Genomic DNA, 12,028 nt, shown 5'->3' on the forward strand with positions numbered 1-12,028 from the left:
CCAGACGCGGAACCGATTCCCACCACATCACGGGGCACTATCCAATGGGGTAGGGGCGGCACAATCGTCCGGTGTGACTGTGCAGGCAAGAGTGGTGCTGATGCTGTGATGACGACGGATGTGTTCGGCAAGGGTGCGCAGCCCGGTAGCTGGGGCAGACGGGCAAGATGCCAACTGGCCGCAGTGGTGGTGAGTTCGCTTGTACTTACTGGCTGCGCTAGCGGCACTGATGCCGTCGCTTCAGGTGAGACGTTCGATTTTGTCAGCCCGGGCGGCCAGATTGAGATCTTCTATGATCCGCCGGCGGACCGCCAGAAGATCGCGCCGATGTCTGGCCCGGAAGTAGTAGATCCGGAGGCCACTGTGGCGGTCGCAGACTTTCCTGGCGAGGTGGTGCTGATCAACCTGTGGGGTCAGTGGTGTGCTCCCTGCCGGACGGAAACCGACGACCTGCAGCGACTACAGGACAAGTACCAGGCGCAAGGGTTCACCAATCTCGGCGTCAACTTGCGCGACCCGAATCGGCAAAAGCCTGTCGACTTCATCAAGGACAACGGGGTCACCTATCCCTCAATTTGGGACCCATCGCAGGCCGCGGTGGCAGCGCTACATGGTTTCCCCACCTCGGTGGTGCCAGCGACACTGATTCTCGACAAACAGCACCGAGTCGCTGCGGTATATCTAGCAGAGGTCACCGACACCCAGTTGGAGCCGGTCATCGAGAGACTGCTGGCCGAGCCTGCTGAAAGCGACGCTGCATGAACACGGTGCTGATCGCGCAATCCATTGGCCAGACGTTCCAACAAACAGCTGCTTCCGGGCCTCTACTTCTCGCGTTGGGAGCATGTGTCCTTGCGGGACTCGTCTCGTTCGCCTCGCCGTGCGTAGTCCCGCTCGTGCCCGGGTATTTGGCATATATGGCCAGCATCGTGGGTGCAGAGCGCCCGGCGGTGACCGTGCAGGCCGCCGAGCAACGCCGCGCCGAAGCCGGCACGCTCACTCTTGAACAGCAGCGTCAGCGGGTGTCATCGCGACGACGAGTCGTCCTCGCCGCGGTGCTATTCGTTGCTGGATTCACGGTGGTCTTCGTGCTGCTGTCGGCGATGGTGCTGGGCACGGTGCAATACCTCGCCCCCCAGCAAGAATTGCTGCAGCGGCTCGGCGGTGTGGTGACCATCTTGATGGGTCTGGTGTTCATCGGGGCCATACCCGCCCTCCAGAGGGACACTCGAATGCAGCCGAAAGCGCTTTCCACCTGGGCGGGCGCGCCGCTACTTGGCGCCGTCTTCGCCCTGGGATGGACGCCGTGTCTCGGACCGACGCTGGCAGCGGCGTTGTCGGTGGCCGCCGGAACCGGACTCGACGCCGCACGCGGAGTACTGCTCATCGTGGCGTACTGCCTGGGGCTCGGACTGCCTTTTATCGTGGTGGCCTTCGGTTCGACGAGAGCCATCCGCACGGTGGGCTGGCTGCAACGACACACGCGAACGATTCAGATCGTCGGCGGCATCATGCTCATTGTCGTCGGAATCTTGCTGCTCAGCGGCATATGGACGCAGTTCGTGTACTGGCTCCGCGACTTCGCCGTCTCAGACACCACTTTGCCGATCTGACAGTGCTCCGATGGTCTCTCCTAACTCGAGTCGAGTCTGTCTGTCCGAAAAGAACCTTGATCGGATCTTGACGAAACGATGACCCAGATCTCGCATTTCGCCCCGCAGAATCGAGTTTCTAAGACAGGCAAGGAGTTGAGTCTGATGGGGTGGTTTTACGGTATGAACTGGATCGACATCGTCCTGTTGATCGCGTTCGTACTCGGTTTCTGGGCGATGGTTCTGGCCTTGACGACCAGTCTTTTCGGAGGGCATCGGCACCTACGCGGGTCTCACTCTCCTGCTACTGGGGTCGTCTCTTCCGGTATCTCTTTCGGATCTCACGTAGGGACCGCGACTTCGCGAACCGCCGATCATGATGAACGCTGACGCCACGGGGCGGGCAGGTGCGCTAAGACGTGCGCCGCGCGTGCTGGTCTCCCGCCGGTCTTTCTTGGCCGGATCGCTTCTCGCCGGCGCCGGCGCTCTGACTGCATGCTCTGGTTCCGGAGCAGCCACGGGCAGTCCCGTGGGAGCCTCGTCAGATCTCGTGAGGCGGCTTGAGCAGGAGCGACGCTCCCCCGGCCAAACGGTGGTATCTGCGCAGTTGACCCCCCGTCCGGTCGACGTTGATCTGGGTGGCCGAGTCGTCTCAACGTGGGGATACGACCAACAATTGCCAGGCCCACTGGTGCGGGCCCAAGCTGGAGAGCGGCTGCAGATCACCGTGGACAACCAGCTGCCCCAGGAGACCAGCGTGCACTGGCACGGGATCGCCATGAGCAACGACATGGACGGGGTTCCCGGGTTGACGCAGGACCCGATCGCACCAGGCACCACGTTCACCTACGACTTCACCGCCCCAGACCCGGGCACGTACTTCTACCACTCACATTCGGGTCTGCAACTCGATCGGGGCTTGTACGGAGTGGTGATCATCGATGATCCGGGCGAGCCCGGCGACTACGACCATGAATGGCTCGTGGTCCTTGACGACTGGGTCGACGGGACCGGTCGGACTCCCGACGATGTCGCCCGTGATCTGGGCATCGGTGCCGACACCGCAGATGCCGGGATGCAGGGGATGGACCACGACATGATGGACATGCACGGGGGTGAGGGGTCGATGATGTCCCCCATCCTCGGCAGCGCCGGGGATGTCACCTACCCGCACTTTCTGATCAATGGTCGACTCCCTGTCGACCCCTACGTTTGGAGAGCGTCGCGGGGCCAACGCGTGCGCATCCGGTTCGTCAATGCCGGCGCCGACACCGCGTTCCGGGTCGCGCTTGGCGGGCACCGGATGACCGTCACTCACACTGACGGCTTTCCCGTGCTTCCCGAGGACACCGATTCTCTTCTGATCGGTATGGGTGAACGGTTCGATGTTGTGGTCACGCTCGGCGACGGCGTGTTCCCGTTGTTCGCTCAGCCCGAAGGCAAGGATGGCCACGCGCAGGCCCTTGTACGTACAGCAGCGGGCGATCTCCCGACGAATTCCCGACCAGTCGAAGTGGACCGGCGTCCGCTATTGGGTACCGACTTATCCCCCAGCGAGGCAGTACGTCTGTCTAGCCAAAGTCATGATCGGTACCACAGTGTTGACCTGGGCGGGACGATGTCGCCGTACCGGTGGACCCTCAACAGCCAAGTCCACCCGGATTCGATGCCGCTGGAGGTCAACAGTGGGGAGCGGGTGCGGATGCGGATGCGGAACATGTCCGACATGTTCCACCCGATGCACCTGCACGGACATACGTTCGCGCTCGCGGACAGCGGGCTTCGCAAGGATACCGTCACGATTCGGCCGATGCGCACTATTGAGATCGAGTTCGACACCGATAATCCTGGCCAGTGGGCGTTGCACTGCCACAACGCCTATCACCAAGAGGCCGGGATGATGACCACTCTGTCTTACCTCGCCTGACCGGCAAGGTGATCCACTCGCGGGCCCGAAAGTCCGCAGAAGAAAGGGAACCCAGATGAATCGAAAGAAGCTTGTGATGACCGCCGCTGCCGCCGCGGTCCTGCTGGGGCTGTCCGCCTGCACCAGCGACGAGACCGACACGGCCAGCGAGACCACGACCGCCGTCGAGACCACTGCGACCAGCGGGAGTTCGACCACCGAGCAGGCAGAGGAATCAGCTCAGCATTCCGAGGCTGACGTGATGTTCGCCCAGATGATGATCCCCCACCATGAGCAAGCCATCGAGATGAGCGACATCATCTTGTCCAAGGATGATGTCCCCGCCGACGTCACCTCGCTGGCCGAGGAGATCAAGGCGGCCCAGGGGCCCGAGATCGCGCAGCTGACCGACTGGCTTGAGCAGTGGGGCGAGCCGACGCAGCCCGAAGGCATGGACATGGACATGGACATGGACATGGGCGGTGACCATGACATGGCGCAGATGGAGGGCATGCTCTCCGATGAGGAATTGCAGCAGTTGTCCGACGCTCCCGGCCCTGAGGCTGCCGAGTTGTTCCTTAACCAGATGATCGCCCACCACGAAGGTGCCGTGGCCATGGCCGAAGACCAGGTGGAGAACGGCACGTACCCGCCGGCTGTCGATCTGGCGCAAACCATCATCGACACCCAGCAGCAGGAAATCGACACCATGCGGCAGTTGCTTGACCCCATGTAGAAAACGAAGCCTTGTATACCCGGCGGGGTCGATGGCAGTCCGACCCCGCCGGAGACCGTCTGGGCATCAACACATTTTCTTGTCCCTTCCAGAAACGAGATACGCATTCATGCTTTCGCACCGAAAGCGGGCCTGGGCCTCAATAGCCATCCTTGCATCGGCTCTCATCGCGACCGCGTGTTCGAGCCCGCAGCAGACGCCAGCACCCGAATCCGGGGACGCCTCATCGACGGTCGGCACCGCATTAACACCCGCGCTTGACCATGTGCACGGACTCCACCTCGATGCTGAGGGAAGGGTGCTGGCCGGCACGCATACGGGGCTTTTCGTCCTCAACCCCGATGGCGCGACCACCCGCGTCGGCGACGCCGACGACGACTTCATGGGGCTCACAGGCGCGCCCGGGACGGATAACCTCTACGCTTCGGGCCATCCTGGCCCGTCAAGCTCCGCCCCCAATCCTCTCGGACTCATCGAGAGTGTCGACGGCGGCCAGTCGTGGGCGACGAAATCCCTCTCCGGCGAAGTCGACTTTCACGCCCTGACCACTGACGGAAACACCCTTGTCGGATTCGACACCGCCAACGGAATTCGAACGTCCACCGACTCGGGCGTCAGTTGGACCGACGGCATCGAGATAGCCGCGAGAGCATTGGCGATTACCGACGAGGGCATCTGGGCCACAACCGCAGGAGGCCTACAACTCAGCACCGACATCGGGCGCACATTCGCATCAGTACCAGCTGCTCCCGAACTCCTGCTGATATCTGCAGCCGAAGACGGCACCCTCTGGGGGATCGATACCGACGGCACCGCCTGGCGCAAGAACGTCAACGACGATGAGTGGCAGCAGGGACCAGTTGTCGGTGATGTCGAAGCCATCATCGCCGCGGACCAGGACACTGCCTACGCTGCTGATGGACGGTCATTTCATACATTAACGATTCCCTGAAACGTCGTCGGCGGCGCAAACCAAGGCCGACCGAAGACGGAATGGAAACTACCGGTCAGAACGCATACGAACTCGAGGGAGAAGTGGTGAGGAAAGAAGCGATGCTCGCAGGCGGAGCCGCACCAGAGCGCACACCGGCGAAACGGCTTGCCTCGGTCGCGGTGGCCTTGGTGGCCGCAGTAGGGCTGAGCGCGTGCACGATCGGAGATACCGAGGACACCTCGACGGCCGCTGCACCGAAAGAAGCCCCCGCCGCTGCGGCCGTCATTCACACCTCGTTCGAAGATGGGACAGTGGCCGCGACGCCGCGGGAACCGATCGTCTTGGATGTGACAGACGGTGCGTTCGACGATGTCACGGTCACAAACGAAGAAGGCCGCGAGGTCGAAGGCGAGTTCAACGCGGAACGCTCCCAGTGGCGCACCACCGAGACTCTGGGCTACAACCGGGATTACTCGATCGAGGCGAGCGCTACTAACGACGACGGTGAGACGATTACAGACTCGTCCTCGTTCAGCACCGTGGTCCCGAACTCGACCACCAGCGCGAGCCTGGTGACCGGTCAGGGCCACACGGTAGGTATCGCGCAGCCGGTCGCGGTGCGTTTCGAGTCCGCCGTCGGCGACCGTAAGGCCGTCCAGGACGCCATCGAGGTCACCACGACCCCCGCCGTCGAAGGAGCCTTCTACTGGGTGTCGCCCTCGGAGGTTCGCTGGCGCCCCGCCGAATTCTGGGCACCGGGCACCGAGGTCGACGTCGACGTCAACATCTACGGCACCGATATGGGCGAAGGCCTTTACGGAGCCCAGGACGCAAACAGCAACTTCACGATCGGCGACGAGGTCATCACCACGATCGACGACAACACCAAGACAATGACGACCCGAATCAATGGCGAGGTCGTCAGCAGTAGCCCGGTCTCACTAGGAAAGGCATCGACACCCACCCCGAACGGCACCTACTACATCGGCGACCGATACGAATCGCTCATCATGGATTCATCGACGTTTGGTGTGCCGGTCGACTCGGCCGACGGCTACCGGCTTTCAGTCAACTGGGCCACCCAGATGTCCTACAGCGGGATCTACGTCCATGCCGCCCCATGGTCCGTTGAACAACAGGGCTTCACCAACGTCAGTAACGGCTGTATCAATGTCACCGACGCCTACGCCAAGTCGTTCCAGAACAGCAGCAACCGGGGCGACGTGGTCAAGGTCATCAATACCGTCGGACCGACGCTTCCCGGGACCGACGGGCTGGGCGACTGGAACATCCCGTGGGAAACCTGGCGTGCTGGAAATGCCGACCTAGCCTAAGAGGCCCTCGGCCAGGGTTCCGAACAATTGGTTGCGGATACAGACATGGCCGGGTGTTGGCCTGCGTTAATACGCGTCGCCCGTCTCTATGACGAACTCTTCGACTGCGGCAGCAAGGGCCTGGTTCGCGGTGCACCGCCAGCACGGTGAGCTCGTCTCCGCGCTTCCAAAGACCTTGCCGCCACGGCTCTTGCGCCCGCCTACTGGTCAATCCATACGGCGTCCGGGCGATCAGAGTGCAGGCGGAGTGAGCCGCGGACACAAGCGAACATCACCCTTGACCACTACCCCTACGGGGTATAGGTTCATTGGTGTTCGGATTGATCCGAGCCATCGGATGTCTCAACGAACTACACCCGTCAACGGAAGGAGCCGTCATGGCTACCAGCACCAAGGAGTACACCGTCCAGGGCATGACCTGCGGACACTGTGAGTCGTCGGTCAAGGAGGAAGTCGGCGAGATCGCGGGCGTCTCCATGGTGGAGGCCTCGAGCAAGACCGGAACGGTGTCGGTCTCCGGCGAGGGCTTCACCGACGAGCAGGTCGTCGCCGCCGTCAAGGAAGCCGGCTACACCGTCACCTCTTGACGCGAAGCGATCTCGCCAGCCCCAGCAGCTGGCGAGATCCCTGGCCCCGAGCACACCACCCGTTCACCGTGAAGGATTGATCCTCGATGACCCAGACTCAACCCTCCCAGATGCACCCCGCGGTGGATCTGATCGACATAGATCTGGGCGTCACGGGCATGACCTGCACTTCGTGCTCGGGGCGGGTCGAGCGCAAGCTCAACAAGCTCGACGGGGTGGACGCCACGGTCAACTTCGCCACCGAGTCCGCGTCCATCTCCTTCGACCCGAGCAAGGTCGACACGGACGCGCTCATCGAGACCGTGCGCGGTGCGGGATACGACGCGTTCACGATGAAGAATGACGACGACCAGGCTGTGGACGCAACTTCCGCAGGTGGCGGCGCCGGTCCCCGAGACCAGATCGAGGAGGCCAGGGAACGCGAGACCGCAGACCTCAAACACCGTCTGATTGTCTCGGCTGCACTCACGGTCCCGGTGGTCTTGCTGAGCATGATCCCGGCACTGCAGTTCACCAATTGGCAGTGGGCCGTGCTGACCATGGCCACCCCCATCTTCTTCTGGGGAGGCGCACCCTTCCACAAGGCCACCCTCGCCAACCTGCGGCACGGCTCGTTCACCATGGACACCCTGGTCTCCATGGGCACGGCGGCCGCCTACCTCTGGTCACTGTGGGCACTGTTCCTCGGCAACGCCGGCATGCCCGGCATGACCATGGAAGTGCATCTGCTGCCCACAAACTCCACGATGGACGAGATCTATCTGGAGACCGCCGCCGTGGTGATCTCCTTCCTGCTGCTGGGCCGCTGGTTTGAAACCAAGGCCAAGGGGCAGTCCTCCGCCGCACTCAAGGCGCTCCTCGACATGGGAGCCAAGGACGCCGCCGTCCTCCGCGACGGCGTCGAGGTCCGCATCCCCGTGGGTCAGTTGAAGGTCGGCGACATCGTCGTGGTGCGCCCGGGCGAAAAGATCGCCACCGACGGTCGCGTCACCGAGGGTTCGTCCGCGATCGACGAGTCCATGCTCACCGGCGAATCCGTCCCGGTTGAGGTCACGTCCGGCTCCACGGTGACCGGCGCAACCATGAACACCTCGGGAAGACTGCTGATCGAGGTCACCCGCACCGGCGAGAACACCACACTGTCCCAGATGGCCAAGCTGGTCACCGAGGCGCAGTCCAAGAAGGCCCCGGTCCAACGACTGGTCGACCGCATCTCGCAGGTCTTCGTGCCCATCGTGATCGTCATCGCGATCATCACCCTGCTCGTGCACTTGTTTGTGGTGGGAGCGGGACTGGCCACCGCGTTCACCGCCGCCGTGGCCGTGCTCATCATCGCCTGCCCGTGCGCACTGGGCCTGGCCACTCCCACCGCACTCCTGGTCGGTACCGGCCGCGGCGCCCAGATGGGACTGCTCATCAAGGGGCCCGAGGTCCTAGAGTCCACCCGGCGCGTCGACACCATCGTCATGGACAAGACCGGCACCGTCACCTCCGGAGTGATGTCCGTCAGCCAGGTCACCACTGCCGCCGGATTCGACCGGACGGATCTGCTGGTCAAGGCCGCTGCGGTGGAGGCCGCGTCCGAGCACCCGATCGCCCAGGCCATCGCCCGCGAGGGTGCAAAGAGTCTGGCGGGCGAGGGCCCCGTGGCCGACAGGGAGGCCGGATCCGCCATTCTGCCGGAGGTCACCGGGTTCACCAATACTGCAGGCCGTGGCGTCACGGGCACCGTCGACGGTGCCGTGGTGACCATTGGTCGCCCTGAGGGCTCCCTGCCGGCGGACCTGCGGACCGCGTTCGACGATGCCCAGAAGCAGGGCGGCACCCCTGTGGTCGCCCAGATCGACGGCACCGTCGCGGGCGTGATCACCGTCCGCGACACCGTCAAGCCCACCTCCGCCGAGGCGGTAGCCGGACTCAAAGCTCTCGGATTGACCCCGTGGCTACTCACCGGCGACAACGCCGGAGCCGCACGTGTCGTGGCCAGCGAGGTCGGCATTGATCCGGCCAACGTGATCGCCGAGGTCATGCCCCACGACAAGGTCGCCCAGATCGAGAAACTGCAGGCCAAGGGCAAGAACGTCGCCATGGTCGGCGACGGCGTCAACGACGCGGCAGCTCTCGCCGGGGCCGAGCTCGGACTGGCGATGGGCGCCGGCACGGACGTGGCGATCGAAGCCTCCGACATCACTCTGATGAACGACGACCTGCGATCCGCCGTGGACGCGATCAGGCTGTCACGCCGGACCCTGGGCACCATCAAGGGCAACCTATTCTGGGCGTTCGCCTACAACGTCGCACTGATCCCCGTCGCTGCGATCGGACTGCTCAATCCCATGCTCGCAGGCGTCGCAATGGCGTTCTCGAGTGTGTTCGTGGTGACCAACTCCCTACGCCTGCGCGGGTTCACCTCAAGCCACGCGACCCCCAACCACGACCAGACCAGGAGCCAGTCATGACGGATACCCCGGACCTCGCCATCGACCCTGCAGCCGAGCACGATGCCGAAGCCGCTGGCTGCGAGACCCACAGTCACCACGGCTACATGAAGGAAAAGGACCGCTACAAGGCCCGGCTCAAGCGGATCGAGGGCCAGGTGCGGGGCATCCACCGCATGATCGATGAGGAGCAGTACTGCATCGACATCCTCACCCAGGTCAGCGCCATCAATTCCGCACTGCGCAACGTCGCCCTCGGCCTGCTCGACGACCACATGCGCCACTGCGTCGCCGACGCAGTGAACGAGTCCGACGAGGCCGCAGAGATCAAATTCAAGGAAGTGGCCGACGCCATCGCCCGCTTCTCCCGCTAAGCGGGGGCGGGTAGGTGCATGGGAGGCCCCGGCAAGGTCGCGAGCAGGATGCTTCGCGGATGTAGCCGAGCCCCGAAATTCGGTGAACACGCCTCACCAACATACCCCGTTGGGGTATAGTTTGCGGGTGGGAAAGCCAATGAACTCGCACGGCAGAAACCAGGAGAGAACATGACATCTGATCGAATTCAGGATCCGGTCGACGCCGCCGGTTAGCTCGACGAACTCGCGGGCCCTATCCCGGGCTGGCAACCCGGTTGTTCCAATCGTCCCAGGCCATCACCGCAGGTCGTCACCGAAAAAGCCTTCGGGTTCGAGCAATGTGGCTACGGAGTCGGGCCAAAGGCAGCTCACCCTGGCCCACGCCCTTGGGCGCCCGAAAGACCAGCAGCGGCGGAGGGTGCTTCCATCGTTCCGAGCGCCCTAGAAGGGAGCCGCCATCATCGTGGCGCCAGCCCGAACCACTCCCCTGACGAACATCTTGAGCAAACCTTCACACAATCTCCACCACAATCCGCTGGCTCACCCACGATCCTGACTGTCGGCCGGACCCCAGAACGCCAGGACGTGCGTCATCACCGACGGGAACGGCGATCCTGGGATGGGCGGTGTCACGAACGTGGTCGGCCGAGCACAGATGTCAGCACGATTCGATACCCTGCGGCGGTATCGGCTCGTGGCCCGGAGCAACTGCTACTTGGCCCCACGGGAAGAGATGTCCATGACCCCTAGAACACATCATGCGCTAGGGCTCACCGCTGTCAGGGAATCATGTTCTTGCTGTTTCACTCCCTCGAAACTCCTGCATATCGAAGCTGCCGGACGCATGCCGCTAGAAGATCACGCCAACCAGGTGGCAATGGACAAGACGGAAGGGACCAAATGAATCAGTCGCACGATCATCATGACCACGCCCACAGTCACGGATCCGGCGGAGCCGCGGCCGGGCACCTCAACGAGCGAGACACGGCGGTAGCTGAGCACCATCACCCGGACGGGCCCCAGGAGACGACGGGCCACGCCCATGCGGGGCAGCATCACGCTGGCCATGAAGACCATGGCGGTCATGCCGGGCACGGAGACCATGTCGGGCAGTTCCGACGTTTGTTCTTGATCATGCTCGTCTTGGCGGTGCCGGTGGTCGGCTTCAACGAGATGTTCGCCGACCTCATCGGTTACCAGCTGCCCGACGCCGGATGGGTGTGGTGGGTCTCCCCCGCCCTGGGCACAGTGATTTATCTCTGGGGTGGTCGGCCGTTCCTTACTGGCGCGGTGTCTGAGGTTCGCGCTCGGCAGCCCGGCATGATGCTGCTCATCGGCTTGGCGATCACCGTGGCGTTCATCGCCTCCTGGGGCGCAAGCCTGAGCTTGTTGGATCATGAGCTGAACTTCTGGTGGGAACTGGCGCTGCTGGTGGTCATCATGCTGCTGGGCCACTGGATTGAGATGCGTTCTCTGGCGCACACCACCTCTGCACTCGATTCTCTGGCGGCGCTGCTGCCTGATGAGGCCGAGAAGGTCGACGGCGACGACGTGGTCACCGTCGCACCGGCCGATCTGCTGGTCGGCGACGTCGTAATTGTCCGCCCCGGTGCTTCTGTGCCCGCCGACGGCAGGATCATCGACGGCTCGGCCAGCATGGACGAGTCCATGGTGACCGGCGAATCCAAGGCGGTCCGGCGTGAGATCGGCGAGCAGGTGGTCGCCGGCACGGTGGCCACCGACTCCGGCTTACGCGTCGAGGTCTCCGCAATCGGTGACGACACTGCCCTGGCCGGAATTCAGAAGCTGGTGGCCGACGCGCAGGCATCCTCCTCGCGGGCCCAGCGCATCGCTGACACCGCGGCCGGCTGGTTGTTCTGGTTCGCCCTCGCATCGGCCGTGATCACCGCTGTCATCTGGAGTGTTCTGGGGATGCCGGACGCGGGTGTGGTGCGCACGATCACCGTGCTGGTCATCGCCTGCCCACACGCGCTGGGTTTGGCGATTCCGTTGGTGGTCTCGATCGCTACCGAACGCGCCGCCCGCGGCGGGGTGCTGATCAAGGACCGCCTCGCGTTGGAATCGATGCGCACCGTCGACGCCGTCCTGTTCGACAAGACCGGCACCCTGACCAAGGGCGAACCC

Annotated in this window: 11 protein-coding genes; 10 read left to right on the forward strand and 1 reads right to left on the reverse strand. The window is 63.5% G+C overall.

The genetic code is table 11. From position 1 onward, the window contains the following. The first annotated feature begins 108 nt into the window (after positions 1-108). The 9 genes from G6031_RS17455 to G6031_RS17495 all read left to right on the forward strand — a co-directional run bounded on the left by G6031_RS17455 (position 109) and on the right by G6031_RS17495 (position 9,901). Positions 109-762: a TlpA disulfide reductase family protein gene (locus tag G6031_RS17455; protein ID WP_081615263.1), complete on the forward strand. Its 654-nt coding sequence runs from the start codon at positions 109-111 to the stop codon at positions 760-762. Further along, positions 759-1,613 (forward strand): cytochrome c biogenesis CcdA family protein, encoded by an 855-nt coding sequence (locus tag G6031_RS17460; RefSeq protein WP_031265423.1) that lies wholly within the window; start codon positions 759-761, stop codon positions 1,611-1,613. The genes G6031_RS17455 and G6031_RS17460 overlap by 4 nt, the downstream gene beginning before the upstream one ends. 358 nt (positions 1,614-1,971) lie before the next feature. Then, a complete protein-coding gene (locus G6031_RS17465) occupies positions 1,972-3,519 on the forward strand; it encodes a multicopper oxidase family protein (RefSeq protein WP_182653953.1) in 1,548 nt (515 codons plus the stop codon). A 55-nt stretch (positions 3,520-3,574) separates the two neighbouring features. Further along, positions 3,575-4,234, forward strand: a complete 660-nt coding sequence (locus tag G6031_RS17470; protein WP_167492493.1) for a DUF305 domain-containing protein — start codon at positions 3,575-3,577, stop codon at positions 4,232-4,234. Positions 4,235-4,313: 79 nt separating this feature from the next. Next, positions 4,314-5,186 carry a F510_1955 family glycosylhydrolase gene (locus G6031_RS17475; protein ID WP_238556428.1) on the forward strand — a complete coding sequence of 291 codons (873 nt, stop codon included), beginning with the start codon at positions 4,314-4,316 and terminating at the stop codon, positions 5,184-5,186. Positions 5,187-5,227: 41 nt separating this feature from the next. Beyond that, positions 5,228-6,502, forward strand: a complete 1,275-nt coding sequence (locus G6031_RS17480; protein ID WP_182646105.1) for an Ig-like domain-containing protein — start codon at positions 5,228-5,230, stop codon at positions 6,500-6,502. A 377-nt stretch (positions 6,503-6,879) separates the two neighbouring features. After that, positions 6,880-7,089, forward strand: a complete 210-nt coding sequence (locus G6031_RS17485) for a heavy-metal-associated domain-containing protein (protein WP_007625927.1) — start codon at positions 6,880-6,882, stop codon at positions 7,087-7,089. An 86-nt stretch (positions 7,090-7,175) separates the two neighbouring features. Further along, positions 7,176-9,548 carry a heavy metal translocating P-type ATPase gene (locus tag G6031_RS17490; RefSeq protein WP_182653954.1) on the forward strand — a complete coding sequence of 791 codons (2,373 nt, stop codon included), beginning with the start codon at positions 7,176-7,178 and terminating at the stop codon, positions 9,546-9,548. Further along, positions 9,545-9,901, forward strand: a complete 357-nt coding sequence (locus G6031_RS17495) for a metal-sensitive transcriptional regulator (protein ID WP_017838595.1) — start codon at positions 9,545-9,547, stop codon at positions 9,899-9,901. Before G6031_RS17490 ends, G6031_RS17495 begins: the two co-directional genes overlap by 4 nt. A gap of 840 nt (positions 9,902-10,741) precedes the next feature. Here G6031_RS17495 and G6031_RS19020 read toward each other — a convergent pair. After that, a complete protein-coding gene (locus G6031_RS19020; protein ID WP_241737405.1) occupies positions 10,742-10,969 on the reverse strand; it encodes a hypothetical protein in 228 nt (75 codons plus the stop codon). A gap of 48 nt (positions 10,970-11,017) precedes the next feature. Here G6031_RS19020 and G6031_RS17505 point away from each other — a divergent pair. After that, positions 11,018-12,028: HAD-IC family P-type ATPase (locus tag G6031_RS17505; RefSeq protein WP_182653955.1), on the forward strand; the 1,011-nt coding region annotated here is incomplete at its 3' end.

The sequence above is a fragment of the Dietzia sp. CQ4 genome (assembly GCF_014145125.1).
GTDB classification, from domain to species: Bacteria; Actinomycetota; Actinomycetes; order Mycobacteriales; family Mycobacteriaceae; genus Dietzia; species Dietzia natronolimnaea.

Bases quoted from the DNA above. Each gene is read 5' to 3' on its own strand.
- G6031_RS17455 (WP_081615263.1), top strand. From the start codon at position 109: ATGACGACGGATGTGTTCGGCAAGGGTGCGCAGCCCGGTAGCTGGGGC.
- G6031_RS17460 (WP_031265423.1), top strand. From the start codon at position 759: ATGAACACGGTGCTGATCGCGCAATCCATTGGCCAGACGTTCCAACAA.
- G6031_RS17465 (WP_182653953.1), top strand. From the start codon at position 1,972: ATGAACGCTGACGCCACGGGGCGGGCAGGTGCGCTAAGACGTGCGCCG.
- G6031_RS17470 (WP_167492493.1), top strand. From the start codon at position 3,575: ATGAATCGAAAGAAGCTTGTGATGACCGCCGCTGCCGCCGCGGTCCTG.
- G6031_RS17480 (WP_182646105.1), top strand. From the start codon at position 5,228: ATGGAAACTACCGGTCAGAACGCATACGAACTCGAGGGAGAAGTGGTG.
- G6031_RS17485 (WP_007625927.1), top strand. From the start codon at position 6,880: ATGGCTACCAGCACCAAGGAGTACACCGTCCAGGGCATGACCTGCGGA.
- G6031_RS17490 (WP_182653954.1), top strand. From the start codon at position 7,176: ATGACCCAGACTCAACCCTCCCAGATGCACCCCGCGGTGGATCTGATC.
- G6031_RS17495 (WP_017838595.1), top strand. From the start codon at position 9,545: ATGACGGATACCCCGGACCTCGCCATCGACCCTGCAGCCGAGCACGAT.
- G6031_RS19020 (WP_241737405.1), bottom strand. From the start codon at position 10,969: ATGACCGCCATGGTCTTCATGGCCAGCGTGATGCTGCCCCGCATGGGC.